This window comes from Streptomyces albicerus (assembly GCF_008905045.1).
Taxonomy (GTDB): domain Bacteria; phylum Actinomycetota; class Actinomycetes; order Streptomycetales; family Streptomycetaceae; genus Streptomyces; species Streptomyces albicerus.
This window is the reverse complement of the sequence record NZ_VWMY01000047.1, coordinates 14,967-40,963: the sequence shown is the minus strand read 5'-3', so window position 1 is coordinate 40,963 and position 25,997 is coordinate 14,967. Positions and strand designations below refer to the sequence as shown.

General features: G+C 71.1%; 28 protein-coding genes and 1 pseudogene. 16 read left to right on the top strand and 13 right to left on the bottom strand.

All coding sequences use genetic code 11. The features are described from left to right. Positions 1-27: 27 nt before the first annotated feature. A complete protein-coding gene (locus GAS53_RS35920; RefSeq protein WP_192583435.1) occupies positions 28-747 on the top strand; it encodes a ferredoxin reductase in 720 nt (239 codons plus the stop codon). Between the two features lie 60 nt (positions 748-807). On the opposite strand, the gene GAS53_RS35915 is transcribed toward GAS53_RS35920, so the two are convergent. Beyond that, positions 808-1,707 (bottom strand): universal stress protein, encoded by a 900-nt coding sequence (locus GAS53_RS35915; protein WP_151481954.1) that lies wholly within the window; start codon positions 1,705-1,707, stop codon positions 808-810. A gap of 165 nt (positions 1,708-1,872) precedes the next feature. Then, positions 1,873-2,147: pseudogene (locus tag GAS53_RS35910) on the bottom strand (phosphoketolase family protein); the annotation flags it as partial. 194 nt (positions 2,148-2,341) lie between these two features. Between GAS53_RS35910 and GAS53_RS35905 the strand changes: the two are divergent. Continuing rightward, entirely contained in the window at positions 2,342-2,926 is a 585-nt protein-coding gene (locus GAS53_RS35905) for an Rv1733c family protein (RefSeq protein ID WP_151481953.1), read from the top strand. Positions 2,927-3,012: 86 nt separating this feature from the next. On the opposite strand, the gene GAS53_RS35900 is transcribed toward GAS53_RS35905, so the two are convergent. Then, positions 3,013-3,459, bottom strand: coding sequence for an amidohydrolase family protein (locus tag GAS53_RS35900; RefSeq protein ID WP_263974195.1), 447 nt, complete (start codon positions 3,457-3,459; stop codon positions 3,013-3,015). Positions 3,460-3,604: 145 nt separating this feature from the next. Between GAS53_RS35900 and GAS53_RS35895 the strand changes: the two genes are divergently transcribed. The 4 genes from GAS53_RS35895 (at position 3,605) to GAS53_RS35880 (ending at position 7,302) form a co-directional block, all read left to right on the top strand. Further along, positions 3,605-4,573, top strand: a complete 969-nt coding sequence (locus GAS53_RS35895) for an acetylxylan esterase (RefSeq protein WP_151481952.1) — start codon at positions 3,605-3,607, stop codon at positions 4,571-4,573. Between the two features lie 10 nt (positions 4,574-4,583). After that, a complete protein-coding gene (locus GAS53_RS35890) occupies positions 4,584-4,988 on the top strand; it encodes a nuclear transport factor 2 family protein (protein ID WP_151481951.1) in 405 nt (134 codons plus the stop codon). Positions 4,989-5,184: 196 nt separating this feature from the next. Continuing rightward, positions 5,185-6,339 carry a serine hydrolase domain-containing protein gene (locus tag GAS53_RS35885; protein WP_151481950.1) on the top strand — a complete coding sequence of 385 codons (1,155 nt, stop codon included), beginning with the start codon at positions 5,185-5,187 and terminating at the stop codon, positions 6,337-6,339. A gap of 216 nt (positions 6,340-6,555) precedes the next feature. Further along, entirely contained in the window at positions 6,556-7,302 is a 747-nt protein-coding gene (locus tag GAS53_RS35880) for a GntR family transcriptional regulator (protein ID WP_151481949.1), read from the top strand. A 142-nt stretch (positions 7,303-7,444) separates the two neighbouring features. Here GAS53_RS35880 and GAS53_RS35875 read toward each other — a convergent pair whose 3' ends face one another. Together GAS53_RS35875 and GAS53_RS35870 are read right to left on the bottom strand one after the other, a co-directional pair. Further along, positions 7,445-8,413, bottom strand: a complete 969-nt coding sequence (locus tag GAS53_RS35875) for a sensor histidine kinase (protein ID WP_151481948.1) — start codon at positions 8,411-8,413, stop codon at positions 7,445-7,447. A 26-nt stretch (positions 8,414-8,439) separates the two neighbouring features. Then, entirely contained in the window at positions 8,440-9,324 is an 885-nt protein-coding gene (locus GAS53_RS35870; protein ID WP_151481947.1) for an MEDS domain-containing protein, read from the bottom strand. A gap of 172 nt (positions 9,325-9,496) precedes the next feature. Between GAS53_RS35870 and GAS53_RS35865 the strand changes: the two genes are divergently transcribed. From GAS53_RS35865 to GAS53_RS35840, 6 genes are all read left to right on the top strand, one after another. Next, positions 9,497-11,569 carry an ATP-binding protein gene (locus GAS53_RS35865; RefSeq protein WP_151481946.1) on the top strand — a complete coding sequence of 691 codons (2,073 nt, stop codon included), beginning with the start codon at positions 9,497-9,499 and terminating at the stop codon, positions 11,567-11,569. Positions 11,570-11,664: 95 nt separating this feature from the next. Beyond that, on the top strand, positions 11,665-11,949 hold the full coding sequence (locus tag GAS53_RS35860; protein ID WP_225859295.1) for a hypothetical protein: 285 nt from the start codon (positions 11,665-11,667) through the stop codon (positions 11,947-11,949). 47 nt (positions 11,950-11,996) lie between these two features. Further along, entirely contained in the window at positions 11,997-12,818 is an 822-nt protein-coding gene (locus GAS53_RS35855; protein WP_151481945.1) for an alpha/beta fold hydrolase, read from the top strand. 157 nt (positions 12,819-12,975) lie between these two features. Continuing rightward, entirely contained in the window at positions 12,976-13,404 is a 429-nt protein-coding gene (locus GAS53_RS35850; protein WP_151481944.1) for a hypothetical protein, read from the top strand. A gap of 156 nt (positions 13,405-13,560) precedes the next feature. Beyond that, positions 13,561-14,847, top strand: a complete 1,287-nt coding sequence (locus tag GAS53_RS35845; protein ID WP_225859294.1) for a sensor histidine kinase — start codon at positions 13,561-13,563, stop codon at positions 14,845-14,847. Beyond that, on the top strand, positions 14,730-15,062 hold the full coding sequence (locus GAS53_RS35840; protein WP_225859299.1) for an MMPL family transporter: 333 nt from the start codon (positions 14,730-14,732) through the stop codon (positions 15,060-15,062). Before GAS53_RS35845 ends, GAS53_RS35840 begins: the two co-directional genes overlap by 118 nt. 134 nt (positions 15,063-15,196) lie before the next feature. Here the strand turns inward: GAS53_RS35840 and corA are convergent, their stop codons facing one another. From corA to GAS53_RS35810, 7 genes are all read right to left on the bottom strand, one after another. After that, positions 15,197-16,279 (bottom strand): magnesium/cobalt transporter CorA, encoded by a 1,083-nt coding sequence (gene corA / locus GAS53_RS35835; RefSeq protein WP_151482000.1) that lies wholly within the window; start codon positions 16,277-16,279, stop codon positions 15,197-15,199. Between the two features lie 145 nt (positions 16,280-16,424). Next, positions 16,425-17,006, bottom strand: coding sequence for an Rv1733c family protein (locus tag GAS53_RS35830; RefSeq protein WP_225859293.1), 582 nt, complete (start codon positions 17,004-17,006; stop codon positions 16,425-16,427). A gap of 98 nt (positions 17,007-17,104) precedes the next feature. After that, a complete protein-coding gene (locus tag GAS53_RS55490) occupies positions 17,105-17,257 on the bottom strand; it encodes a hypothetical protein (RefSeq protein WP_192583432.1) in 153 nt (50 codons plus the stop codon). 76 nt (positions 17,258-17,333) lie between these two features. After that, entirely contained in the window at positions 17,334-17,684 is a 351-nt protein-coding gene (locus GAS53_RS35825) for a VOC family protein (protein WP_151481943.1), read from the bottom strand. A 190-nt stretch (positions 17,685-17,874) separates the two neighbouring features. Continuing rightward, positions 17,875-18,288 (bottom strand): VOC family protein, encoded by a 414-nt coding sequence (locus tag GAS53_RS35820; protein WP_151481942.1) that lies wholly within the window; start codon positions 18,286-18,288, stop codon positions 17,875-17,877. 144 nt (positions 18,289-18,432) lie between these two features. After that, positions 18,433-18,780 (bottom strand): VOC family protein, encoded by a 348-nt coding sequence (locus GAS53_RS35815; RefSeq protein ID WP_151481941.1) that lies wholly within the window; start codon positions 18,778-18,780, stop codon positions 18,433-18,435. A gap of 176 nt (positions 18,781-18,956) precedes the next feature. Continuing rightward, complete coding sequence (locus tag GAS53_RS35810; protein ID WP_151481940.1) at positions 18,957-20,408, bottom strand: MFS transporter; 1,452 nt, start codon at positions 20,406-20,408, stop codon at positions 18,957-18,959. Between the two features lie 64 nt (positions 20,409-20,472). Here GAS53_RS35810 and GAS53_RS35805 point away from each other — a divergent pair, with 64 nt between their 5' ends. The 4 genes from GAS53_RS35805 (at position 20,473) to GAS53_RS35790 (ending at position 25,118) form a co-directional block, all read left to right on the top strand. Continuing rightward, complete coding sequence (locus tag GAS53_RS35805; protein WP_151481939.1) at positions 20,473-20,946, top strand: MerR family transcriptional regulator; 474 nt, start codon at positions 20,473-20,475, stop codon at positions 20,944-20,946. A gap of 150 nt (positions 20,947-21,096) precedes the next feature. Further along, a complete protein-coding gene (locus GAS53_RS35800; RefSeq protein ID WP_151481938.1) occupies positions 21,097-21,921 on the top strand; it encodes a class I SAM-dependent methyltransferase in 825 nt (274 codons plus the stop codon). Positions 21,922-22,369: 448 nt separating this feature from the next. Then, on the top strand, positions 22,370-24,409 hold the full coding sequence (locus GAS53_RS35795; protein ID WP_151481937.1) for an amino acid permease: 2,040 nt from the start codon (positions 22,370-22,372) through the stop codon (positions 24,407-24,409). Between the two features lie 145 nt (positions 24,410-24,554). Then, complete coding sequence (locus tag GAS53_RS35790) at positions 24,555-25,118, top strand: hypothetical protein (RefSeq protein ID WP_225859292.1); 564 nt, start codon at positions 24,555-24,557, stop codon at positions 25,116-25,118. Here GAS53_RS35790 and GAS53_RS35785 read toward each other — a convergent pair whose 3' ends face one another. After that, the gene (locus tag GAS53_RS35785) at positions 25,119-25,856 is read right to left on the bottom strand and encodes a class I SAM-dependent DNA methyltransferase (RefSeq protein WP_151481936.1); all 738 of its coding nucleotides are present in this window, start codon (positions 25,854-25,856) and stop codon (positions 25,119-25,121) included. It abuts the gene before it with no gap. Positions 25,857-25,997: the final 141 nt, after the last annotated feature.

Here is a 25,997-nt window from a genome sequence, read left to right as displayed (position 1 = left end):
GGCTTCACACCCCCGACCCGGTTCGCCGTGCCCGGCCGGATCGCCGTGGACAACCACACGGCGGCCACGTGGCAGCGCGCCACGCTCACCGAGATCCGCCGGGAGACCCCGCGTGCGGCGACCTTCCGGTTCGCGGTGCCGGACTGGGCGGGCCATCTGCCCGGCCAGCACCTGATGCTGCGGCTTCGGGCGGCGGACGGCTATGTCGCCCAGCGGCACTACTCGATCGCGTCGCCGCCCGACGACGCCGGGCACATCGAGCTCACCCTCGACCAGGTCGACGGCGGCGAGGTGTCCGGCTGGTTCCACACGGTCGCGCGGCCCGGTGACGAGGTCGAGGTCCGCGGCCCGCTCAGCGGCTTCTTCGCCTGGCCCGGCGACCGGCCCGCGCTGCTCATCGGCGCGGGCTCCGGTGTCGTACCGCTGATGTCGATGGTCCGTCACCATCGCGCGCGGGGGCTGTCGGTGCCGCTGCGGCTGCTCGTGTCGGCTCGCAGCCCCGAGGAGCTGATCTACGCGTCGGAGTACGGCGCCGAGACCACGCCCGTGTTCACGCGGAGCGCGCCCGAGGACGTGCCCGTGGGTCGTGTGTCGGCCGCACATGTGGCGCGGCTCCTGGCCGACCGGCCCGATGGTGGGTGGGAGGCCTATGTGTGCGGCTCGAACGGGTTCGCCGAGCACGCCTCGCGGCTGCTGGTGGACGCGGGCCAGCCGGTGGACCGTATCCGGATCGAGCGCTTCGGCTGATCGCTCGGAATCCTGTGACGGCTCTCAGCCGTGTGGCGGCTCTCAGTCGTGTGGCGGCTCTCAGTCGTGGGGGATCACGGCGACCGGGCACGTGGAGTGGTGGATCACGGAGTGCGCCGCACGGCCCAGGCCGCTGCCGACCGAGGTACGGCGGCCGATGACCAGCAGCCCCGCCCGGGTGGACGCCTTCAGCAGGTGGTGCCCGGCGTGCCCGTACAGGACCCGCTCCACGACCTCCGTCTCCGGGTACTTGTGGCGCCACGGCTGCAGAATCGCCCCCAGGGAACGCCACATGTCGTCCTCCTGCCCGGCCGCGTCGCCAGGAGGCCGTACGCCGGTGACGTAGTCGCGCAGCAGTGGGGGCGGCGTCCAGGCGGGCACGACGTGCAGGGGTGCCCGGCGGACGGCGGCCGCGTCGAAGGCGTAGCCGATGAGGTCGTCGGCCGGGCGCGCCAGATCGAGGCCGAGGGCCACCGGCAGGTACGGGGCCTGGGCCGGCGAGGTGTTCTCGTCGACGGGCATCCGCTCGTCCTCGGGGAGTTCGCCCTCGCGGACCAGCACCACAGGGCGTTCGGCGCCCGCGGCCACGGCGAGCGCCACCGAGCCGGCGAGGAACCCGACGAAGCCGCTGTAGCCGCTGAAGCCGCGTGAGCTCAGGACCACCGTCTCCGACTCCGCGGCGGCGGCGAGCAGCGCCGGGACGGCCGGTGTGTCGGTGCGGCGGGCGATGATGTCCAACGCCGGGTGGGCGTAGGAGAGTTGGACGGCGGCCCGGTCCAGGATGGTGCGGGTGGGTTCGCCGTCCGGAGGTCGTGCGGGTGCGGGAGGTTCGTCGCCCGCGTGCAGCAGCCGCAGGGCGAGGTGGCGGCGCTCGGCCTCCCGGGCCGCCCAGTCGGCGGCGTCCAGACTGGCGCGGGAGCCGTCGATGCCGACGGTGACACTCCGGGTGTCCTTGCTCATGGCTCGTGCCTCTCCAAGCTCATGTTTCGTGCCCCTCCAAGCTCATGGCTCGTACCTTTCGAAGCTCGTGCCTCCTGTCCTTCGCTTCCTTCGCTCGGGTCTTCGCGGATGTTGTCCCGGTGGTCAGCCCGACCAGGTCCACTCGGCGACCTCGGACAAGTCGGTGCCGTGCTCGTGGATCGAGCCCGGAGTTTCGGGTGCGGCATGCTGGGAACTCCGCCGGGAAAGGAGAATTGCCGGAAAAGCCGCTCCATGCCGGAAGCGTCCCGTGTGATGTCCGGGTACGTCTGCGGGTAGCTGCCCTCCAGCCAGGAGTTGGCGAGGACGGCGGGGCGAGGCTCGGCCGGCAGCGGGTTGCCGCGCAGGTAGATCTGCCCGACGGCCAGGTGGTTGGCGGCGCGGCAGTACGCGTCGAGCGCTGCCATGCGGTCCTTGGCCATGGTGGCGACTCCTGTTCCAAGGGGATGGGACGCGGGTTCCACGGGGGGCGCGGATCAGTCGTGGGCGGACGGAGGAGACGTACGACGGGGCGAACGCGGGCGGTGTACGACGGTGCGGACGCGACGAAAGGCGACAACGGTCACGAGCTGTGACGACAGGGAAGAGCGGTCGATCGTGGTGAGGAGGCCGGGACATGCGGACGCGAGTGCGCGGCTGGCGGTGGCGGCACAATCCGCTGCGTCGCCGCTCGGACGTCGTGGCGGCGTGGACCGCGCTGGTCGTCGCCGTCCTACTGTGCGTCGGTGCCCCGCTGGCCGGGCTCACCGTGGGCTGGCGGATGTACGACGGGGCGCGGGCCGCGGCCGCGGAGCAGCGCGCCGAACGCCACCGGGTGCGCGCGGAGGTCACCGAGCACGCACCCGCGGCGGTGCCCGTCGCCGAGGGCGACCGGCAGCCGACCTATCGGGTGACGGTCCGCTGGGCCGAGCCGGGCGAGCCGCCGCGTACGGACGAGACCCGGGTGCCCGCCGGTACCCGGGTCGGTGACCGCACGGACATCTGGCTGGACGACCGGGGCCGGATCGTGCCCGCCCCCGCGGACGGCACCGCGATCTGGCAGCACACGCTGACGGCCGGCGCCTGCGCCACGGGTGTGGTCGCGGCCTGCGTCCTGGGCGCGTATGCCGTCGTACGCCGGATCGCCACGCGCCGTCGTCTGGCCGAGTGGGAGCAGGAGTGGGCGCGTACGGGGCCCGAGTGGGGACGGCACTGGGCCTGACCGGGCCCGGGGCCCACCAGTCTTGGGGCGGGGACCGAGCACAACACATGCGCCGGGTTGGCTCCCGCCCAGCGGGTGCCTGAGCGTCAGTCGAGTAGCTGCATGCGCCGAGCGAACCGCCCGTGCTCCGTCAGCGCGTCGCGCAGCCCGGCGAGTACCGGCTCGCCCCGGTAGACGAGGACGCGGCCGCCGACCACTGTGGTCCAGGCGCGGCCGGGGCCGCAGCGCAGCCAGGCCTCGACCGGGTCGCTCAGCGCGCCCGCGAGCGCGACCTCGTGCAGGTCCCAGACCACCAGGTCGGCGCAGGCGCCCGGCCGCAGATGCCCCAACTCGTCGGCGCGGCCCAGGCACTGGGCCGACCCGCGGGTCGCGATGTCGAGGGCGTCGCGGGCGGTCATCGCGCCGGGTCCGCCCCGGTAGCGGCCGAGCAGGAGCGCGCCACGGGTCTCCATCCACAGCGACGCGTGATCCGTCGAGGCGGAACCGTCGCAGCCGATACCGACCGGCAAACCCAGTTCGCGCATCTCCCGCACGCGGGCGGTGCGGCAGACGGCATGGCGTCATCGTAGCCAGCACCGGCCAGGATCTGCCGGTCCGCGGACACGGTCTGGCGGCACTCCGGCTGCCCCCGTACGGTGTGATCATCCGCACCCTTATTCGTAGTAAAGGCGGTCTTCCATGGCCTTGTTCGACCTCCCCCTCGATGAGCTCCGGGACTATCGCAGCGCGTCCGTCGAGCCCGAGGACTTCGACGCCTTCTGGGGCAAGACGCTCGAGGAGGCGCGCGAGCACGACCTGGACGCCCGTTTCGAACCGGTCGAGACACATCTGAAGAACGTGAAGGTGTACGACGTCACGTTCGCCGGGTTCGGCGGTCACCCGGTGAAGGGCTGGCTGACGCTCCCGGCCTGGGCGAACACGCCGCTGCCCGCGGTCGTGGAGTTCATCGGCTACGGCGGCGGCCGCGGTCTTCCGCACACGCACCTGCTGTGGGCCTCGGCGGGCTTCGCGCACTTCGTGATGGACACCCGGGGCCAGGGCGGCGCGTGGGGCGGCGGGGGTGACACCCCGGATCCGGTGGGCAGCGCTCCCGCGTTTCCCGGGTTCATGACGCGGGGCATCGACGCCCCCGAGAACTACTACTACCGCCGGGTGTTCACCGACGGGGTACGGGCCGTGGAGGCGGCCCGCTCGCATCCGCTCGTCGACGCCCCGCGCACCGCGGCGGTCGGTTCGAGCCAGGGCGGCGGTATCTCGATCGCGGTGGGCGGTCTGGTGCCGGACCTGGCGGCGGTCGCGCCGGACGTGCCGTTCCTGTGCGACTACCCGCGCGCGACGAGGCTCACGGACCGCGATCCGTACCGGGAGATCGGCAACTACCTCAAGACGCACCGCGGTCGCACCGAGCAGGTGCACCGCACGCTCTCCTACTTCGACGGGGTGCACTTCGCGACGCGCGGCCGGGCGCCCGCCCTGTTCTCGGCGGCCCTGGAGGACCAGACGTGCCCGCCGTCGACCGTCTTCGCCGCCTTCAACGCGTGGGGACACGACGACAAGGCGATCGAGGTGTACGACTTCAACGACCACGAGGGCGGCGGCCCCTACCAGGAGGCGGCCAAGCTGGCCTGGCTGCCCAAGTACTTCTGAGGCAGTCGCGGTGGAGACGCGCGAGGCGGCCGAGCGGTTCGTACGGGTGTGGGAGCGGGCCTGGGCGGAGCACGACGTGGACGCGCTGCAGGCGTTGTACGCCGAAGAGTGCGTCCACCGTTCGATGCCGTTCCGCGAGCCGCATCGCGGGCGGGACGAACTCGCCGCGTATCTGCGCTGGTCGTTCGCGGACGAGCGGGTCGTCGACGTGCGGTTCGGTCCGCCGGTGATCGGTCGACATGGCCTCGCCGTCGCCGAGTTCAGGGTCCTCGCCGAGGAGGGCGAGGACCCTTCGACGCTGGCCGGTTGCGTCTTCGTGCGTTTCGACGCGGATGGTCTGGCCGTGGAGACCCGGGACTACTGGCACACCGCGCCGGGCCACCAGGAGCCCGCAGGGCCGCTGTTCCTCGCCTGAGCGCTCCGCTGGGAGGGCCTTTCCGCTGGGGGTTGTTCGGTATCTGCGGGCCGTCCGTGGCCGATCGTGCAGTTCCCTGCGCCCCTTCGGGCGCGAGTCCACCCAACCGCTTCCGTCCAGTCCGACCAGTCGGTACGTTCAGGGAAGCCGGGCCGCCCTTCCGCGCCCGGTGTTCCCGGCGGACGACGGAGGACCCATGTCCCAGGTGCAAGGCCACTGCGCGACACCCTTCGAGGCGGTGCGCGCCGCGTTCGAGGAGAACTTCCAAGGCCGCGCCGAGTTGGGCGCAGCCGTGACGGTCACGGTGGACGGCGAGACGGTGGTGGACCTGTGGGGCGGCTGGGCGGACGCGGCCCGGACGCGCGCCTGGGAGCGGGACACGCTGGTCAACGTGTGGTCGACCTCGAAGGGGCCGACGGCGCTGTGCGCGCACATCCTGGCGGACCGTGGGCTGCTCGACCTGGATGCGCCGGTGGCCGACTACTGGCCGGAGTTCGCGGCGGCGGGCAAGGAGTCGGTGCTCGTACGGCATCTGCTGTCGCACCGCGCGGGCCTGGCCGGACTGCGTGAGCCGCACTCGCCCGAGCAGCTCTTCGACTGGGAGCTGACCACGAAGCGGCTCGCGGCGACGGAGCCCTGGTGGGAGCCGGGGACGGGCTCGGGCTATCACGCGCTCACGTACGGATTCCTGGTCGGTGAAGTGGTGCGGCGGGTTTCGGGGCTGTTGCCGGGCGCGTTCCTGAAGCGCGAGGTGACCGGGCCGCTGGGCATCGACTTCACCATCGGGCTGCCGGAGAAGGAGGCCGGGCGCGCGGCCGAGCTGGTGCATCCGCCGGCCGCCTCGTCCAGTGAACAGGCGGCGATCTTCAGCCAGTTGGCGCCGGTGGCGCTGTCCGCCCTGGCCAATCCGGTGGTGGGCGCGACCGAGGCCAACACGGCGGCATGGCGGGCCGCCGAGATCCCGGCCGCCAACGGGCACGGCACTGCGCGTGCGGTCGCCGCGCTGTACGGAGTCTTCGCCGGGCGGGGGTCGTACGGTTCACATCGCGTCCTGTCCCCGGAGGCCGCCGAGCGAGTCCGTGAAGGACAGGGCGCGTGCCGCGATCTGGTCCTCGGCGCCGGCTTCGAGAACGAGACGGAGGCCGCCCTCGGCCTCTGGCTCAGCGGCTCCAACCGCTCCTACGGTCCGAATCCGAGGGCTTTCGGACACGACGGCTTCGGCGGTTCCTGCGGTCTCGCCGACCCGGAGGCGGGCGTCTCGATCGGCTATGTCATGAACCGGATGGGGCCGCATATCGCCGACGACCCCCGGAAGATGGCGCTCGTCGACGCCCTGTACAGCTCGCTCTGAGGTCGGGTCGCGCGGGCTGCGCGGCGACAGTCCGGGCGGCCTTGATTCAGCCTGATTTCGGCCGACCTGCCGGGACACCCTTCCTGTGTGGTTTAGACCAATGCTAGAGATGGTCCCGCAAGAGAGCCCGTGCTTCCGACACCCCACGGCTGGGATGCCGGAAAGCATGGGCTCGCAGCCCGCACGGCTACGTCTTGTCACAAGGGGAGCGCGGACATGGCCCGCAGCACCACGCACGATCACCCTCAGCCTCTTTACTCGCGCATCGCCTCGCAATTGCTCGGGGAGTTGCGCGACGGAACCATTCCACCCGGTGAACGGCTGCCGGGCGAGCGGCAGTTGGCCGCGCATTTCGGCGTCAGCCGCGAGACGGTGCGGCAGGCGCTGGAGATCCTGCGCCGGGGCGGCCTGGTCTCCACCGACCGGCGCGGCACCCACGCGACACTGCCCGGCCTCCCGGTCGGGCATCTCCCGTCGCTCAGCTTCCCGCTCGGCGCGCACACGACCCGGCCGTGCGCCGTCGACCGGGCCACCGTGGCCTGGGAGACTCCGCCGCCGGAGCACGCGGCGGCGCTCGGACTCGCCCCGCGGCGGCCCACGCTGGTCCACCGCTACGAGTCCGCCACGGAGGACGGGCGCGGGCGGCGGACGGCCGTGACGTCCTTCTCGGCCGTCGCCCTCACGGAGGTCGAGGAGCTCGCCCGCTACCGCGACCGCGCGGACGGCACGTCCTCGGCCCAACTGCGGCGGGCCTACGACTGGATGCGCCGGGCGGGCCTGGCCCTGCACCACCGCGACTCCATCACCCAGCCCGGCGACGCGGCCTCGGTCCGGGTGACGCGGCGGGTGCATGACCAGTACGCGCGTCCGCTGGAGATCACCGATCTGGTGGTGGACGCCCAACAGGATGCCTTGGTCTATGAATTCACACTTCCGGCGGTCAGCGAATTTAGTGGCCCATGAAGCCGGTTCGGGAGCACGGCCGGTCCATCCACGGCGTGAGTGAACTGCCCGTCAGCTGGTGACAGGGAACCAGGATGCGGTCTGAGACAGACGCAGGGGCGTGGAACTCCGAGGGCGGCGGGGCAAGCGCCGCGGCCCTCGGTCACACCGCGGCGCCCCTCCTGAAGTACAGGCGCACGACAGAACCCGCGGGGTCGAGCGCCTCCGTGACCAGATCGCTCAACTGCCGTACCACCCACATCCCGTGGCCGTTCACGGCCCGTGGGTCGGGCGGCAGATGGCCGGGGAACGGCGGGGCCGCGGCCGAGGCCGGTGTGCCGTCGTCGGACACCTCGCAGATCACGAAGTCGGAGTCGCTGCGCAGCCGCAGGACGCCCCGACCGCCCCCGAAGCGCACGGAGTTGTCGACAGCCTCGTACACCGCGGCCACCATGTCGTACATCCGCTGCTCGGGCACCCCGAGACCTCGGGCGTACGCGGACAGGGCGCGCCGTACGTGCGCCGACCGGCCACGGGCGAAGGGGACGTCGTCGCGGCCCGCGGGCAGGCCGCACGGCTGTCCCCTGTCGCATTCGGCGTAGAAGTCGGCCGGGTCGGCGTAGCGGCCGCTGGGCGCCGACTCCCGTGCCCCCAGGACCAGTTCGGGGTGGGTGCGGATCGCCGAGCGGACGACGCCCGCCGGGAGGGCACGGGTGTCGTACGGGCAGACGATCCAGTGAGGGGTGCCTGCGAAGGCGACGTTGAGCAGCGATTCGTAGCGCATCCACTCGCGGGTCTCGAAGTCCGTACGGTCCGGCCAGACGGGCTCACCGATGATCCGGACCCGGCGGGGGCGACCCGTCTCGTCCGTGTCGTGGGCGGCGCAATAGGCGTTGTACTGGCCCATGGTGCGGGACGGACAGCCGTACCAGTCGTCGGCGTCGATGAACTCGACCTCGCCGGAGCGGTGACCGAGCGCCTCGTCGAGGAGAGCGATGTTGCGGGAGGCGACGACGGCGAGGACGGTGTCGCCGGCGCCCAGACCGTCGCGGGCGAACGTCAGCGTCCCTTCGAGGAACTCGTCGTCCGTGCCGTAGCACAGCGCCTGGTGCACGAACCCCGTACGGCCCACGAGCCCACTCCTTCCGCCAGGTCCCCTTACTCGACCTGCTCGACACACAGTCCGGGAATGCGGTCCCAGCCGGTGACCCGCATCAGCCGCTGGATGTGCGGGGCGACGCCGTGCAGGACGAGGGTGCCGCCCGACGCGGACAGGGCGAGGGCCGCGAAGACCAGCAGGCGCAGCGCGCCGACGTCGATGAAGCGCAGGTCGCGCAGGTCGATCCGGGCGCGCACACCGTTCGCCCGGCGGGCGCGGGCCCGGGCCGTCTCGGCGTGCAGGGCGCGGGCCATCGCGGTGACGTTCGTGTCGTCGACCTCTCCGGCGAGCGCGAGGCCGGGCGGAGCGAAGGTGCGGGTGATGGACAGCAGTTCGTCGTGCCAGACGAGGTCGGCGGCCACCCGGCCGTGGTGCAGTCCGTCGAGCGGGGCCAGGTCGCCCTCGTCGAAGACGCGGCGGTCGTACTGGCAGATGCCGAGGACCGGCAGGGACGCGAAGACGGGTTCGAGGAGGAGTTCGCTGTCGTGCAGCATCTTGAGGCCCTTGCCCGCCTGGCCTCGCATAACTTCCATGCTGACGCGCAGGCCGAGGTAGCCGTCGCCGACCGCGCGGCGCGTCTCGCGGCGGATCACCTCATCAAGGTCCCACAGGCCATCGGGGCTCGCGAGGTGCGGGTCCACGGTGAGCCGCCCGGCGGCGAGTTCGTCGTCGACGACGCAGCCGTGGGCCTCCAGGAAGGTGAGGGCGAGCTCGGCCGGCAGGTCGGCCGGGCCCAGCACGAGGCCGCGGTGCCCGCTCGCCAGCCCGTCGAGAAGGAACGAAGCGACGACGGTCTCCCGCTCCTCGTCCGCGTCGTAGCCGAGGAGCAGATGATCCCCGGCGCGCATCTCTCCCACTGATCGCGGTGCGGGCACGGTCTCCATCCCCCGCACCTCCCAAGGTCGCCGCTCGGCGTGCCGGGACGCATCCACGCTACGCCTCAAGCGGCCCCGGTGTGAGGGCGAGTGCCTGATTCCCGGTCACCCGACCGGGGGGTCGGACAGCGGCGTTCCAGGGGGTTAAGGTGACCGCCATCGGTCGGGTGGAGGGGGAACCATGGGGGCCTCTGTACGCAACGGCAGGACCGGCAATCTGCCCGCCGAGGCCAACGTCTTCGTCGGCCGCAGGTCCGAACTGGCCGAAATCTCCGCCCTGTTGGGCACCGCACGGCTCGTCACCCTCACCGGCCCCGGCGGGGTCGGCAAGTCACGGCTGGCCCTGCGGGCCGCGCACACCGCACAGGCCGCCTTTCCCGGCGGGGTGTGGCTGGTGGAACTGTCCGACCTGAAGAACCCGGACCTCCTCACGAACGCCGTCGCCGAGGCGACCCGGCTCACCGAGCAGACACTGCGCCCGCTCCTGGAGGCGGTCTGCGAACACCTCGACGACGGGCAGCTCCTGCTCGTCCTGGACACCTGCGAGCACGTACTGGACGAGTGCGCACGTGTCGTACAGGAACTCCTCGCGCATGTACCGGAGTTACAGGTTCTGGCCACCAGTCGGCAGCCGCTGGGCGTGCCCGGCGAGCATCTGCTGGCCGTGACGCCGCTGCCGCTGGGCGAACGCGACGACGCGGTCGCCCTGTTCGCGGCCCGCGCCGCGGCCGCCGTGCCGTCCTTCGCGCTCACCGATGCCAACCGGGCGAACGTGGCGGCGGTCTGTGCCCGGCTCGACGGGATCCCGCTGGCCCTGGAACTGGCCGCGGTGCGACTGCGCGGCTTCCCCCTCGACCGCCTTCTGGAGGGCCTCGACTCCCGTTTCGACCTGCTCGTATCGCCCGCCCGGCCGCGGCTCGCCCGGCATCAGACGCTGCGTACGGCGATCGGCTGGAGCCATGAGCTGTGCACGCCGCTGGAGCGGCTGCTGTGGGCCCGCCTCTCCGTGTTCGCGGGCGGCTGGGACGTGGAGGCGGCCGAATTCATGTGCCACGGCGGCCCGTTGGACGCGGAGGAGATCCTGGCGCTGCTCGCGTCGCTCACCGAGAAGTCGATCGTGACGCGCGAGGGCGACGGCGTGGCCGGCCGCTACCGCATGCTCGACACCGTGCGGACCTTCGGCGCCGAGTGGCTCACCGGCCTCGGCGAGCAGGACGCCGTACGCGCTCGTCACCGCGACTACTTCCGGTGGATCGCCCGCCAGGGAGAGGCCGAGTGGCTGGGCCCCGGCCAGCGGATGTGGGCCGAGCGGCTGAGCGTGGAGCACGCCAACCTGCGGCTCGCACTGGAGGAGTGCCTGGCGGCGCCGGAGCCCGAGACGGCGCTCGAACTCGCGGGCACCCTCTGGTACTTCTGGTTCGCCTGCGGCTTCGCCGAAGAAGGCCGCGGCTACCTGGAGCGGGCACTGCGCCGGGCGCACGACGGCGGCCCCGAGCACACCCTGGCGACCTGGGCGCACCGCATGGTCACCGTCGTCCCGGACGATCTGGAGGCTGCCGAGTCGGTGAGCGCCGCGTACGTGTGGCTCGCCCAGGAACGCCGGCTGCCCGTCCCCGCACTGCCGTTGACGGGGGCGAGCCTCGCGGTGCGCGGCGAGTCGGCCCGGTCCGCCCTGCTGTACGGCAGCAGCACGCAGGGGCCGCGCGGCGGCGGCGGAGCGGAGTTCTTCCAGCTGCTGACGCTGGCCCTGCAGGCGTATCTCCTGGCCGGCCAGGGCGCGTTCGAGCGGTGTGCGGCGGTGGCCGAGCGGCTGCGCGCCGACTGCGCGAAACGCGGCGAGCTGTGGATGCGGGCCTGGGGTGACTTCTTCGTCGCCCTCGCCGGGATCGGGCTCGGGCGGCCGGACGACGCACTGCACTCCGCGCGTGAGGCGCTGGCCGCCAAGTGGCGCGTCCACGACCGTCTCGGCGCCGCGGCCGTCGCCGACCTCCTCGTCGCCGCGGAGGCCGCGCGCGGCGAGCCCGAACGCGCCGCCCGGCTCCTCGGCGTGGGCACCCGCCTCTGGTACGCGGCCGGACTCCCCCAGCTCAGCGACACCGAGACGACCGTCTTCCGCAGGGAGTACGCACGCCACCTCCGCACCGCCCTCGGCGACACCCGATTCGCCGAAGCGGTGCACGAGGGGCGGGAGTTGAGCCCTGAGGCGGCGATGCGGCTCGCGCTGGACGGCGTACTGGACGAACCGGACCTCTGATCGGCCGGACGGAGGCATACCGGCCACAGGTCCGGTCCGCGAATACAGTCATGTGACAGATGGCAGGAGCGCCGCGCGAGGCTAACGTCGACGGCATGCCCCCTCGCGCCGCACAACAGATCGAGCGATCACTCGTTCGGCGGACCGAGGTGAAGGTCGACTCGGAGAACCCGGAGCACGGCTCGCTGCTGATCATCTCGGGCGAGAAGGACCACACCGTGCCCCGGGCGACCGCCAACGCCTCGTACAAGAAGCAGCAGCGCAACCCCGGCATCACGGAGATCACCGAGATGCCGAACCGGAGCCACGCACGCACCATCGACAACGGCTGGCAGGAAGGGGCTGACACCGCGCTCGCATTCGTGCGGCGCTTGGTCTGACCGCTCCGCCGCCTCGTCCGATCGTTCCGCAGAGAAGAGAGACAGCCATGGGAACCCTCACCACCAGCGACGGCACCGAGATCTTCTACAAGGACTGGGGCACCGGGCAGCCGGTCGTCTTCAGCCACGGCTGGCCGCTCAACGCGGACACCTGGGACGGCCAGTCCCGACTGGTCGCCGACAACGGCTTCCGTGCCGTCGCCCACGACCGTCGTGGTCACGGCCGCTCGGGGCAGCCGTGGCAGGGCAACCACATGGACCAGTACGCAGACGACCTGGCCGAGCTCATCGAGGCGCTCGACCTCAACGACGTGGTCCTGGTGGGCCATTCGACGGGTGGCGGCGAGGTGACGCGCTACATCGGCCGCCACGGCACCGCGCGGGTCGCCAAGGTCGTCCTGCTGGGAGCGGTCCCACCGCTGATGCTGAAGACGGCGGACAACCCGGAGGGCACGCCGATCGAGGCCTTCGACGGGATCCGGGCCGGAGTCGCGGCGGACCGCTCGCAGTTCTACTGGGACCTCAGCGAGGCCTTCTACGGCTTCAACCGGCCCGGCGCCGCCCAGTCGGAAGGCATGCGCCGCGCGTTCTGGATGTGGAGCATGCAGGTCGGACTCAAGGCGGCGTACGACTGCATCAAGCAGTTCTCCGAGCAGGAGTTCACCGAGGACCTGAAGCGCATCGACGTGCCCACGCTGATCGCACACGGCGACGACGACCAGATCGTGCCCATCGCGGCCTCCGCCCACAAGACGGCCCGGATCGTCAAGGACGCCACCCTCAAGGTGTACCCGGGCGCCCCGCACGGCCTGGTCGGCGAGTACGAGCAGGCCTTCAACGCCGACCTGCTCGACTTCATCAAGGGCTGAGGCGTCTCAGCTTTCACGGCCACGGCGGCCGTCACGCGCTGACGGCCACGTACCCCACCGGTTGCGGGCGAAGGACCTGACCCGCAAACCGGTGGGGTACGACAGGTGTCAGCCCCAGGCCGACGCCTCCGGCACGGCGGTCGTCGACGCTCGGGGCATGAGTACACAGGACCGCCCCCGCACGGTCGCGTCACCGTTGAACCGGCTGAGCTGGCCGCTGGTGGCCGGGCTCGCGTCCCTCGCTCTGCTGCGGCCGCTGTTCTCGGCCTCCGGGCTGAGCGACGCGCTCGGCGAGCCCGCCACTCCGATCGTCCTGACCGTGGTCATCACACTGGCGTGGATTCTCACCGTGGGCCTCTCCCGGGTGCGCGAACCCGTGCTGACGCTGGTCGCCGCTGGTCTCGCCTACGCGGCCGCCGCGATCGTGCTCAGCGGCGTCCTCTCCCCGATCCTCGACGGCGAGCCGGACGGACCCCTGGCACATCCCCGGGCCATCGTCCCGGTCTTCCTCGTCAACGCGTTCTGGGGAGCGGTGTGCGGAGTCTGCGCCCTGGGCGTGAGGCGGCTGCGCGGTGTCCGGTCATGACACCGGGCCAACCCGCGGGAGCAGGGCCTGAGCGGTTCTCGGCGAAGTCCACTGCGGTAGAGCAGCGCCCCGAAGGGGCGCGGGGAACTGCGCGACCAGCCACGACGGACCCGCGCGTGACGACCAGACTTCCAGCGGAGTGCCTAGGCGGACGCCATGGTGACCGGGGCCGCCGTACGTCCGTGGATGCCGCGTGGTCGCGCGGCGGACGTGGCTGTGGCCGGCGGGATCTTCGTCCTCTCGGTCGTCGGCAGTCTGCGGGCGTTCATCGGCGCGCGCGAGGAGTCCTGGCTCGTCACGGGCCTCGGCTGGGTGCTGATGGCGGCCGCCTGCGGTGCGCTGTACTTCCGCCGGCGCCGTCCCGTGGCCGTCGCCGTCTTCGTGCTGGTGGTCACGGGCGCGTACTACCTGAGCAGCGTCTACGACGGCCCGCTGATGGTGGCGGTGATCGTGGCGCTCTACACCGTCGCCGCCGAGGGGCAGCTGCAGGCGGCCGTCGCCCTCGGCGCACTCATCGTGATCGGCGTGAGCGCCGGCACCCTGGCGGGCAACCACGACGTCAACGGCGTCGCCGTGTTCATGCTCACCGGCTGGCTGGTCGGAGTGGTCGCGCTCGGCTGGGTGCGGCACAGCCGCCTGGCCCACGCCCGGGAAGTGGAACAGCGGGCGGCCGGCGAGGAGCGGCTGCGCATCGCGCGCGAGCTGCACGACGTCATCGGCCATCACATCTCGCTGATCAACGTGCAGTCCTCCGCGGCACTGCACCGCCTCGAGAAGGATCCCCGGCAGGCCAAGACCGCGCTCGCCGCGATCAAGGAGTCGAGCCGGGAGGCGCTGCGTGAGCTGCGTACCACCCTCGGCGTGCTGCGCCAGGTCGACGAGGAGGCGCCCACCTCGCCCGCGCCGGGCCTGGAACGGATCGGTGAGCTGGTCGAGTCGGCACGCGTCGCCGGGGTCGACGTCCGTACGACAGTCACCGGAGCGCGGCGGCCGCTGCCCACCGAGGTGGACCTGGCGGCGTACCGCATCGTGCAGGAGTCACTGACCAACGTGACCCGTCACGCGACCGCCACCGCCACCACCGTGACCGTCCGCATCGACCAGGGGCCACGGGAGGTCACGGTCGAGATCACGGACAACGGGCGGAGCCCGGCGGCCGGTTCGGGGGCACCCGGCAGCGGCATCGCCGGCATGCGTGAGCGCGCCCGCGCCCTGGGCGGCGAACTTTCCGCAGGTCCCCGGCCCGGCGGCGGTTTCGCCGTACGGGCCCGCCTGCCGTACGCGAACGGAGCGTCTCCGCAGCCATGCTCTCCATGGACTACGAGGTGTTCCTCGTCTCCCGCATCCACGAGGAGTGGGAGCGCACCAAGGACCCATCGCTCGCGGTCCGTGAGGGCCTGGCCGCCACCGGCAAGGTCATCACCGCCGCCGCGGCCATCATGATCGTCGTGTTCGCCGCCTTCGTGCTCAGCCCCAGCCGGATGCTCCAGCAGTTCGGACTCGGCCTCGCGGTGGCGATTCTGCTGGACGCCCTGGTGATCCGCTGCCTGATCGTGCCGGCCGTCATGCAACTGCTGGGCAGGCGCGCGTGGTGGCTGCCCATCGCGGTCGCCAGGAGGCTGCCGAAGGTGGCGCTCGAACGCCCGGGCAACGGCTGACGCCGCTCACGGGACGTCCTGTCGGCCGGTGACGGCGCGGGTCGGGACGCGGCGACAGGCCGCCGGTACGACGACGGATAGGTGGTCTGACCTTGGCCGGGGTCAGTCTGACCTTGGCCGGGGTCAGACGGCATTCAGAGCCAGCCGTTGCGGCGGAAACCCCGGTGGATGACGAGGCAGAGCGTGGCGATGACGCCGAGCGCGAGGGGGTAGCCGTAGGTCCAGCGCAGTTCGGGCATGTGATCGAAGTTCATGCCGTACAGGCCGCAGATCATGGTGGGCACGGCGACGATGGCAGCCCAGGCCGTGATCTTGCGCATGTCCTCGTTCTGGGCGACCGTGACCTGGGCCAGGTGGGCCTGGAGGATCGAGTCGAGCAGCCCGTCGAAGGCGTTGATCTGCTCGGTGACGCGGGCGAGATGGTCGGCGACGTCGCGGAAGTACGGCTGGATGTCCGGCGAGACGGCCACAGGCGGCTCGTGGGCGAGGATCTGCAGGGGGCGGTGCAGGGGAACAACGGCCCGTTTGAGTTCCAGGAGTTCCCGCTTGAGCTGGTAGATCTGGCCGGCGTCACCGCGGGCGGTGTGTTCGGTGAACACCGCGGTCTCGACGGCCTCTATGTCGCTCTGCACCGCGTCGACGACCTCCAGGTAGTCGTCGACCACATGGTCCACGATGGCGTGCAGGACGGCGGAGGGTCCCTTCGCCAGCTGCTCGGGCAGGGTCTCCAGCGCTTCACGCAACGGGCCCAGCGAGCCGTGACCGCCGTGCCGGACGGTGATCACGAAGTCGTTGCCGATGTAGACCACCAGCGCCCCGGTGTCGACCACCTCGCTGGTCGCGGTGAGTTGCTCGTGCTCGACGTAGCGCACGGTCTTGAAGACGGCGAACAGCGTGTCGTCGTACCGCTCCACCTTCGGCCGCTGATGCTCCTGGACGGCACCCTCGACGGCCAGCGGATGCAGGCCGAAGAGCTTGGCGAGGCCCGCGAACTCCCCCTCCGTGGGCTCGTGCAACCCGATCCACACGAAGCCGTCCCGGCCCTTGCGGGCCCGTCGGATCGCCTCGTCCGGCGCCCAGTCGCCGGGCTGCCGCCCGCCCTCGCGGTAGACCAAGCAGTTCACCACGGCGCTGCCGAGCGGGGAACGGACGGGATGGCTGAGGTCCACGGAGCGGCGGTACGCGCGACGCACGGCTCTGCTCAGGTTACGGATCATGGGCACGGGCTGGGCTCCTTCGGTGACCGGGTCAGTGTGCCACCGGTTTCCGGTCACGCCGCGCACAGATACCGACGCCGAGGATCGATGGGCCTGGTCCTCAAGACCTCGGCCGCCGCCACGGTGGCGGACCCGTTCCCGCCGGTCAGCCGGTTTTGCGGCCCCACCAGGTGTCGATGCGCTCCCACTCGTCGGCCCACTGGTCCATGCGGCGCCGGTCGAGGCGTACGCGTACGGTCTGGGCGGCTCCCCAGACAACCCCGCCGGTGACCGTCACGGCCAGGGCGCCCGCGAGGGCGGACTGCAGGACCGCCTCCGTGTGCGACACGGGCTTCGACGCCAGGGCGTCGTGTTCATCGGTCCACACCGTCACCTGAGACCCGGCCTGGGAACCGAGCGGGACTCTGGTCTGTCCCGAACGCGGCGAGCCGTCCGACGCGGTCCAGCGCGCCGTGACCCACACCCGTTGGTCGTCCACCGTGATCGCGGATGACGTGGCCACGGCGTCCTCGGCGAGCACGGCGGTGACGGCATGCCGCACCAGCCGCTGCCGGTCCAGGCTTTGCTGCATCACGTCCTGCGTCACCAGTCCCGCCAGCAGGCCGCCCACCACGGCGACGGTCCAGGCGGCCAGCACGACCCAGGCTTCGACGACGTCACTGCGCCGCCTGAGCGCATTGCGCCGCCACCGCCACCAGCGCACCCTCGTCCGCTGTGTCCTCGCCACCGTCGACACCCCTCATGAGTACCGACACCGACCCCCTTCAATTGTGCTCCCTGGAACGTTCGAGGGAGCCGGCCCGTCGTCGACGGTTGGCGCGGGGATCACTGCCGTTTCCACCGGGAGAACGGCTCCTTTACGTCGCGGGGCGCGGCGGCGAGGGCGTCGTCGTCGGGGTCGGCCGGGGTGACATGAGGGAGGTGGACGACAAGGTCGTAGGCGTCCGGTGGGCTCTGTTCGGAGTAGAAGGTGCCCATGCCGAAACGCTGCCGGGAGACAGCCCGCAGGGTGGTGGCGACAGTCGCCGCAGGTCGACCGCGAAGGGGCCGTCGGTCACCGGGCGTGCGCCCGCTCATGGCGGGGTTCGTACAACCCGAGTTCGCTGCCGCCCGGCAACCGCAGCGCGGTGATGAGCCCCCAGCCCTCATCACTGACCGGTTTAGTGAACTCCACGCCTTTGTCCGCCAGTTCGGTCACCGTCTCCGCCACGTCGTCGCACATCAGGAACAACTCGTGGGAGTCCGGGCCCGCCGACGGATGCAGGGCGAGCTCCGCGGGCGGCAGCTTGAAGATCAGCCATCCGTCGCCCGCGTCGACGTTCGGGTACTGGAGCACGTCCCGGAAGAAGGCCCGGTCCGCCTCAGCGTCGCGGCTGTAGATGATGACGTGAGCGCCGTTGATCATGATCTGCCCTCGGTGGGAGCGGTTGTTGGCTTCACGCTAGGAAGTGTCCGGTCACCCTGCCACCGGGCCTTGGGCATGCGCGATCGAGGAGCACGACGCCGAAGGTCCCGCCGACCGTCGAGCCGGCGGGACCCGGGACGTGCGACCGGATGACCCTCGACCGGGCCGGATCGCCCTCGACCGGACCTGCTCAGCCCTGCGCCTGGGTGACGTTGACCATCCAGGGGACGCCGAACCGGTCCGTACACATGCCGAACACGTCGCCCCACATCTGCTTCTCGAGCGGGACGGACACAGTGCCGGCGCCGGACAGCTTCTCCCAGTAGCCGCGCAGCTCGGCGTCGTCGTCACCGCTGAGGCTCACCGCGAAGTTGCTGCCCTGTGAGTACTCCATGCCCGGCGGGGTGTCGGCGCCCATCAGGGTGAAGCCGTTCGGAGTCTCCAGCATGCCGTGCATGATCTTGTCCGCTTCGGGGGCGTCCGGCGAACCGAAGTCCCCGAAGGTATTGAGCGCCAGCGTGCCGCCGAAGACCTCCTTGTAGAACTCCAATGCCTGACGGGCGTCGCCGTCGAAGCTGATGTACGGGTTGAGGCGCGAAGCCATGGAAAACCTCCCAGATCGAGCCAAACGATCAGATCTGCGCAGACTAGCGCGGGCCACTGACAACGGCCCGTCGTAGCTGATGGGGGTACACGAAGGACAGGTGAACCGCGCGGGCCGGACAGGGCTTTGGGCCGGACGGCTGCCCTATGACACCGGATTCTCGATCAGCGTGACCCGATTGCCGTCGGGGTCGTGGACAGCCGCGAACCGCACCCTCCGGCCGCCCGGCTGGACCGGCCCCGCCGTGATGCCGCGGTCGGCGAGTTCCGCCAGCACCTTGTCCAGGTCGTCGACGACGAGATTGACCAGAGCCCCTCCGGCATGCTCGGGCGACTCGAAGACCTGCACCCAGCCGGTCGTCGAGATGTGCCAGTCGGCAAGCCCCGCCATCGGCCTCGCGTCTGCGGGACGTCCCAGGAGCTGCTCGTACCAGGCAACCGCGGACTCGATGTCGCCCACGGGCGCGACTGCGAGAACATGCGTGAAAGCCATGTGACCGTCCCTTCGATCCCTTCGATGCGCATACGCTCCCTACGCCCATAGGACTCCCCGCACACCGGAAACTCATCGCCGGACACGGGGACACCGGGATCCGGGGATCCGGGGATCCGGGGATCCGGTCGTCAGGCTCATCGACAGCTGATCGCGCAGACCAGCCTTCGCGCCTGTCAGGTCCTCGCTTCGTCGTGTGAGGTCATCGGCGGAGTCTCGGGTGTCGTACGGCGGGCATCCGACCGCTTTCCCGTGGCGCGCGCCAGAGCGGCGAGCATCGCGGCCGCCGCCAGCGTCGCTCCGGCCGTGGCGATCCCGGAGACGTGCAGTCCACGGGCGAAGCCGTTCGCGAACTCCGCCGTACCCACGTGGGTTCCGGCATACGTGCCGACGATGAGCCCCAGCACAGCGACACCCAGGGCCGTGCCCACCTGGCGGGTCGTACTGATGCTCGCGGCGGCCAGACCGGAGCGCTCCATCGGAAGCGCGGCCATGCCGGCCAGTTGCGTGGGACCGATGGCCGCCCCCATCCCCGCGCCGAGTACCACGGAGACAGCCGTCAGCGGGCCCAGCCCCGTGTCGGCGTCGAGGAGGACGAGTCCGGCGAGACCGAGGCCGGAGACGAGATAGCCGACCGCCATGACGTGGACCGGCCCGAACCGCCCGCACAGTGTGCTCGCGAACGGCGCGACGGCGCAGATGGACAGCGTCAGCGGCAGGAAACGCAGGCCCGTCTGCATCGCGGAGTGGCCCTGGACCTGCTGGAGGTAGAGCGAGAGCAGGAAGAACACGGCGCTGGTGCCGAAGCCGAGAACCAACGAGGCGACGTTGGGCACGGTGAACCGCGGGTCCCGGAAGAGCCGTACCGGCAGCATCGGCCGTACCGTGCGGCGTTCCCACCACACGAAGAGGACGAGGGCGACCAGGGCCGTGGCGAGCGGCAGGATCGTGTGGCCCGACGTCCAGCCGTACGCACGACTCTCGATCAGGCCGTAGGTGAGCGTGCCGAGCAGGACCAGGGCGAGGATCTGCCCGGCGAGGTCGAAGTGGGCGTGCTCGGGGTCGGAGCTCTCGGGGAGCGACCGCGCGCCGAGCCAGAGGGTCAGCAGGCCGACCGGCAGGTTGATCAGGAAGATGCCGCGCCAGCCGACCGTGTCGACCAGGGCTCCGCCGACCAGCGGGCCGATGACGATCGCCGAACCGCCGACGGTGCCGTTCAGACCGATGATCCGGGCTCGTTCGCGATGGTCCGGATAGGCCTGCACAAGATTGGAGAGGGTGCCCGTGAAGACCAACGCGGCCGCGGCGCCCTGTACGGCACGAGCGGCGACGAGCACTCCGATGGAGGGCGCGGACGCGCAGGCGAGCGAAGCCAGCGTGAAGACGGCGACGCCGGTCAGATAGGTGCGCTTACGGCCGTGGCGGTCGCTGATCACTCCGCAGGACAGCAACAGGGCGGAGAGGAGCAGGACGTAGGCGTCGACCACCCACTGCATACCGGACGTACCGGCGCGCAGATCGGATCCGATGTCGGGCAGGGCGACGGTGACGATCGAGACATCGAGCAGGGCGATGAACGCACCGAGCATGAGCCCGACGGGGAGCTGCCAACCGGGACGTGAAGACATGGAGGCATCCTTCGACAACGGTTTTCATTGCGAGGCGCCCACGGTGCGACCTAAAGTCGGCTTGATGTCAACCGGGACCGAACCATCACCCGCGTCCCCGCTCTCGCCGTCCGCCTACGGCATCGGCGACGTGGCGGCGCGGTTCGGCGTGGCCGTGTCCACCCTCCGCTGGTGGGAGCACTGCGGACTGCTCACGCCCGCACGCACCTCGGGGCGCCGCGTGTACGGCGACGCCGACCTGCGACGCATCGCGCTCATCCAACTCCTGCAGAGGGCGGCGATGATGAGCCTGCCGGAGATCGCCGCGCTGCTGGCCGGCAGCAGCGCGGACCAGGACTGGCGTACGGCGGTCCACTCACGGGTCGCCGAATGCGAGGACCAGATCGCCCGCCTGACGGCGGCCCGCGGCTACCTCACCCACCTGCTGGACTGCCCCAGCGATCACCCCACCGACCGGTGCCCCTATCTGGCCGCCGAGATCGACGCTTACCTCGCGACCGGCCGCCTGTCGGCGCCTTCGAACGTCGCCGAAGACTGAGCCGCCGCCCCCATACCCCGTCTCCCCGCGTTCCGCCGATCTGCTGCGCCATCGGCAGCCCGCGACCTAGAGTCCCCAGCAACGAAAACCGTTTCCAATTACTGCAAAGCGTCGACTGCCGTCGACACCTCTGGGGAGGGGCCGGTTCGTATGACCGCGCAGCAGCACACCACCATCGGAGACGTCTTCAGCGCCGGGGCAGAGGAGTTCCACCGCTGGTCCCCGTTGCTCTGGGACCGGGTCGGGGACGCCACGGCGGCCGCGGCCGCTCCGGAGCCCGGCGAGCGCGTACTGGATGCCTGCTGCGGGGCCGGGGCGTCGGCGCTGCCCGCCGCACGGGCCGCCGGCGGGGGCGGAACGGTCGACGCGGTCGACCTCTCCCGCTCGCTGCTGGACATCGGCGAACGCCGTGCGCGGGAGGAGGGCCTGGAGAACATCCGCTTCCACCGCCACGACGTGACGAAGTGGAGCCTTCCCGACGACGGGAACGACAGCGGCTACGACGTGGTGCAGTGCGCGCTCGGGGTGTTCTTTTTTCCCGACATGGACCGGGACACCGCTGCACTCGCCCGCCTGCTGCGACCTGGCGGACGCCTCGCGGTGACGGTGTGGGAGAAGGGGGCGCTGGGCGGCTGGGGACAGGCATTGAAGAGCGCGGTCGAGACCGAACGCGCGTGGCCGGGCTCCTCGCAGTCGGCCCAGCTCGCCAGGATCGAGACCGCCGAGAGCCTCGCCTCCTGGATGAAGGGGCTCGGACTCACGGATCCTCATGTCGTGCGCCGAGAGCTGGACGTTCCGCTCACCGTCGAGTCGGCCTGGGACCTGGCGGTGGGCAGCGGCACACGCGCGCTGCTCGACGGCCTGGCTCCCGCCGCGGTCGAGCGGGTTCACGCACGGTTCACCGACCTGATCGCCACCGCGTCGGTCACCGATCTGGACGTACGGATCCTGACGGGAACGGCCGCCGCTGCCTGAACGGTCGGACGGGCCGGACGACGCGTGACGCGGCGGCCGAGCAGTCCGGCCTCGGGATTCTGATCAGTACCCGCTGTCCGGCCCGGCTCCTATGGAACGGCGGTTGCCGGCAGGTCGGGGTGGTTCTGCGACCGGTCGGCCGCCGCCTGGACCGTGAGGACCAACGACATGGGTTCGTGCTTCTTCAAGTGCGCCCCGGTCCATCCGGGGCGCACCCAGGCTCTGTCCGTTCCGGGCGGCCGCCGAGCGGCCCTTGGGTGTTCTTCGCGCGAGTTGGCTGTTTGTTCACGCGTTCTTGGCGGCGACCGGCGGAGTGATCACAAAGAGGCGATTCCAGACCGGACTTTTACGCCATTTGTAGGGATTTAGCGAAATCCTGACGCTCTCTTAACGCCCAGGCGGGCAGCGCTCTCGGGATACGGGCTGTTTCGGCGCTTACGCTCGCGCCGTGTTCAATGTGACTGGTCTGCTGAAACGCCTGGTGATCGGCCGGGCCAAGCGCAGCGAAGAGCTGCACGAGACGCTGCTGCCCAAGCGGCTCGCCCTGCCGATCTTCGCCTCCGACCCGCTGTCGTCGGTGGCGTACGCGACGCAGGAGATCCTGCTCGTGCTCACCCTCGGCGGGCTGGCGTATCTGCACTTCACGCCGTGGATCGCGGCGTCGGTCGTGGCACTTATGACAGTGGTGGTGCTCTCGTACCGTCAGGTGGTGCACGCCTACCCGAGCGGCGGCGGCTCGTACGAGGTGGTCTCGACGAATCTCGGCCCCTCGGCCGGTCTCGTGGTGGCCGCGTCGCTGCTCGTCGACTACGTCATGACGGTGGCCGTGTCGGTCGCCTCTGGCGTCGACAACATCATCTCTGCGATCCCCCAACTGGCCGAGCACCGCGTCCTGTTGGCACTGTGTTTCGTCGCCCTTCTGACCGCCATGAACCTGCGCGGCACACGAGAGTCGGGGAAGGCCTTCGCGGCGCCGACATACCTCTTCATCGGCGGCTTACTGATCATGGTTCTCACCGGTCTGATCCGCTATCTGCTCGGCGACGCGCCGGTCGCCGAGAGCGCGAAGTACGGTGTGACACCGGAGCACGGGGACGCGAATCTCACCGGGCTCGCGCTGATGATGCTGGTGCTGCGGGCCTTCTCGTCGGGCTGTACGGCGCTCACCGGTGTGGAGGCGATCTCCAACGGCGTACCCGCGTTCCGCAAGCCCAAGTCGCAGAACGCGGCGAGCACGATGGTGGCGATGGGCGCCATCGCGATCGTCATGTTCGTCGGGGTCACGACGCTCGCGCTGATCTCCAAGGTGCGGATCACCGAGGACGCCTGCCGCCTCACCGGCCTCGACGGCAGCTGCGAGAGCCACACCCAGCGCACGGTCATCGCGCAGATCGCGGCCGCCGTGTTCGGCGGTGAGAACAGCGTCGGCTTCTACTTCATCCAGGCGGCCACCGCACTGGTGCTGATCCTCGCCGCCAACACCGCCTTCAACGGCTTCCCGCTGCTCTCCTCGATCCTGGCCCAACACCGCTATCTGCCCCGCCAGTTGCACAACCGCGGGGACCGGCTCGCCTTCTCCAACGGCATCCTGGCCCTCGCCGTCGTCGCCGGTCTGCTGCTGTGGGGCTTCAAGGCGAACGTCACAGACCTCATCCACCTCTACATCCTGGGCGTGTTCACCTCCTTCACGCTCTCCCAGACGGGCATGGTCCGGCACTGGAACCGCGAGCTGCGCGCCACGACCGACCCCGCGCGGCGCCGCCGCCATCAGACCGCGCGTGTGATCAACGCGCTGGGCGCGATGGTCACCGGCCTGGTCCTGGTGATCGTGCTCGCCACGAAGTTCACCCAGGGCGCATGGCTGGCGGTGCTCGCCGCGATCGTCCTGTGGCTGATGATGCGCGGCATCCGCCGGCACTACGACGCCACCGCCGCGGAGCTGGCCGTGACCGACCCGCGCGATGAACTCGTCCCGCCGTCAAGGGTGTTGGGCATCGTCCTGGTCTCCACCATTCACAAGCCGACGCTGCGGGCACTGGCGTACGCGCGTGCTTTCCGGCCGGACCGACTCGAGGCGCTGACGGTGTCGGTGGACCGCGACGAGGCGGCCGCGCTGCGGGAGCGCTGGGAGGAGTACGGCATCGAGGTGCCCCTCAAGGTCATCGACTCGCCCTATCGCGAGGTGACCCGCCCGGTCGTCGAGTATGTGCGCTCGCTGCGCCGGGAGAGCCCGCGCGATGTCGTGGCGGTCTTCATCCCCGAGTACGTCGTCGGGCACTGGTGGGAGAACCTGCTGCACAACCAGTCCGCCCTCTGGCTGAAGAGCCGTCTGCTGTTCACGCCCGGTGTGATGGTCACCAGCGTGCCGTGGCAGCTGACGTCCTCGGCCCGCGCCGACCACCCTGCCGCCCGCGCGCCGGGCGCGGTGCGCCGGGGCGAGCCCGCCGGCACCGCCGCGCGAGAGGACGATCACCTCAGCCGGCACTGAGCCTCGCTCGCCCCGGCCCCCTTCGGTGGCGGAGGGTCGCATTCCGGACGGCCACCGTATGACACGCGTCATTTTCGTCGGTCGCCGAGTCAGCGATGCATCAAGCCGCTCCCACCGCGTGACGCGCGTGCCTAGCGTCACGCGCATGTCTCGACGAATCGAGGAACCCGCGTCAGGCCGTTTCCCCGACCTGCCGCCGTACGACGACGGGCCCTGGGTGCACGACGGCGCGTGGGCGGGTGAGGCGCGCTCGGCCGTGGGCTGTGCCGTGCTGTTTGTGGGGCTGTTGTTGCTGTTCGACGCGGAGTCGGGGCGCCTCACGGCGCTCCGGGCGCTGCTGTGGACGGCGCTGGCCTGCCTCCTGTTCGCCGTGCTGCTGCCCACGCGTGTGTCCGCGTGCGAGGGCGTGCTCGTGTGCCGGGGACTGCTCGGGCAGCGGTCCGTACGCACGGACCGTCTCGTGGCGGTGCGCCGCTCGGACGGTGTGGCCCAACGCCTCGTCCTGCGCGACGACCTCGGCGGACGCGTCGAGTTCGACCCCCGGATCCTGGTCGCCAACCCACCGCTGTGGCGGCTCCTGGACGAGGGTGCCCGTGTCTCCGCGGCAGGCGGCTCGCTCGTCTGCGGTACGGCGGAGCTGCGGCGGCTGTCGGAGCGGCTCGACCGGGAGACGGCCTGGACGGTGTTCCGGATCTCCGGGCTGGAGTAGCTATCCCGGGTGCCCCGGCCTGGTGGCCACCACCATCCGGCAGCGCGGGCTGCCGTCGTCCCGGCGTCCGAACTCGGGGAGGGCGTAGTGCTCCACGGTGAAACCGGCGCGGGCCAGTTCCCGTCGTACATCGCCCAGGCGGAACGCCCGGTAGTACATGACGAACGGGGGACGCCACACCGCGTTCCGTACGCGCATCGCCGTGTCGAAGCCGAGCAGGGCCCAGTAGCCTCGTGAGCCGGGGCGCGCGGGGGCCGCGATCGGGAAGACGAACCGTCCGCCGGGGCGCAGCACCGAGTGGACCTGTGCGAACAGGCCGGGCAGTTCCCGGGGCAGGAAGTGCCCGAACGCCCCGAAGCTCACCACCAGGTCGAAGGCCGGCCCGAACGGCAGGGCCCGCGCGTCGCCGCGCACCCACGCGGCCGGTGGTCCGCCGGGCCGCACCGCCCGTTCCCGGGCCACGGCGAGCATGCCCGCGCTGATGTCGACCCCGGTGACCCGCTCCCGGCACACCGTCCGCAGCACGTCCATGCCCGCACCGGTGCCGCAGCACAGGTCGAGCCCGCTCTCGAACGGCCCGATCCTCCGCAGCGCCCGCGCCACGGCCCGGAGAACCGAGTCCGGCGTACGGAACGGCGTGTGGTCGAACTTCGGCGCGAGCAGATCGTAGCCATGCTCGACGGACGACAACGCCTGCACGGCGAGCTCGCGGAACGTGGGTCCTTGCGGAGTGAACATCGCTGATCAGCTTAGGGCGTGCAGGGTGGAGAAGCCCGCCTTCCCGCACCCACCAGGAACCCTTGGCCAAGGTTCTCGGCCGAGGTGTCACTCCCCAGGCTCTGGCCATGGCGCGGCCTTCCCGGACCTTCCCCCGCACTG

Bases quoted from the DNA above. Each gene is read 5' to 3' on its own strand.
- GAS53_RS35915 (WP_151481954.1), bottom strand. From the start codon at position 1,707: ATGAGCAAGGACACCCGGAGTGTCACCGTCGGCATCGACGGCTCCCGC.
- GAS53_RS35905 (WP_151481953.1), top strand. From the start codon at position 2,342: ATGCGGACGCGAGTGCGCGGCTGGCGGTGGCGGCACAATCCGCTGCGT.
- GAS53_RS35895 (WP_151481952.1), top strand. From the start codon at position 3,605: ATGGCCTTGTTCGACCTCCCCCTCGATGAGCTCCGGGACTATCGCAGC.
- GAS53_RS35885 (WP_151481950.1), top strand. From the start codon at position 5,185: ATGTCCCAGGTGCAAGGCCACTGCGCGACACCCTTCGAGGCGGTGCGC.
- GAS53_RS35880 (WP_151481949.1), top strand. From the start codon at position 6,556: ATGGCCCGCAGCACCACGCACGATCACCCTCAGCCTCTTTACTCGCGC.
- GAS53_RS35870 (WP_151481947.1), bottom strand. From the start codon at position 9,324: ATGGAGACCGTGCCCGCACCGCGATCAGTGGGAGAGATGCGCGCCGGG.
- GAS53_RS35865 (WP_151481946.1), top strand. From the start codon at position 9,497: ATGGGGGCCTCTGTACGCAACGGCAGGACCGGCAATCTGCCCGCCGAG.
- GAS53_RS35860 (WP_225859295.1), top strand. From the start codon at position 11,665: ATGCCCCCTCGCGCCGCACAACAGATCGAGCGATCACTCGTTCGGCGG.
- GAS53_RS35855 (WP_151481945.1), top strand. From the start codon at position 11,997: ATGGGAACCCTCACCACCAGCGACGGCACCGAGATCTTCTACAAGGAC.
- GAS53_RS35850 (WP_151481944.1), top strand. From the start codon at position 12,976: ATGAGTACACAGGACCGCCCCCGCACGGTCGCGTCACCGTTGAACCGG.
- GAS53_RS35845 (WP_225859294.1), top strand. From the start codon at position 13,561: ATGGTGACCGGGGCCGCCGTACGTCCGTGGATGCCGCGTGGTCGCGCG.
- corA (WP_151482000.1), bottom strand. From the start codon at position 16,279: ATGATCCGTAACCTGAGCAGAGCCGTGCGTCGCGCGTACCGCCGCTCC.
- GAS53_RS55490 (WP_192583432.1), bottom strand. From the start codon at position 17,257: ATGGGCACCTTCTACTCCGAACAGAGCCCACCGGACGCCTACGACCTT.
- GAS53_RS35825 (WP_151481943.1), bottom strand. From the start codon at position 17,684: ATGATCAACGGCGCTCACGTCATCATCTACAGCCGCGACGCTGAGGCG.
- GAS53_RS35820 (WP_151481942.1), bottom strand. From the start codon at position 18,288: ATGGCTTCGCGCCTCAACCCGTACATCAGCTTCGACGGCGACGCCCGT.
- GAS53_RS35815 (WP_151481941.1), bottom strand. From the start codon at position 18,780: ATGGCTTTCACGCATGTTCTCGCAGTCGCGCCCGTGGGCGACATCGAG.
- GAS53_RS35810 (WP_151481940.1), bottom strand. From the start codon at position 20,408: ATGTCTTCACGTCCCGGTTGGCAGCTCCCCGTCGGGCTCATGCTCGGT.
- GAS53_RS35805 (WP_151481939.1), top strand. From the start codon at position 20,473: ATGTCAACCGGGACCGAACCATCACCCGCGTCCCCGCTCTCGCCGTCC.
- GAS53_RS35800 (WP_151481938.1), top strand. From the start codon at position 21,097: ATGACCGCGCAGCAGCACACCACCATCGGAGACGTCTTCAGCGCCGGG.
- GAS53_RS35790 (WP_225859292.1), top strand. From the start codon at position 24,555: ATGTCTCGACGAATCGAGGAACCCGCGTCAGGCCGTTTCCCCGACCTG.
- GAS53_RS35785 (WP_151481936.1), bottom strand. From the start codon at position 25,856: ATGTTCACTCCGCAAGGACCCACGTTCCGCGAGCTCGCCGTGCAGGCG.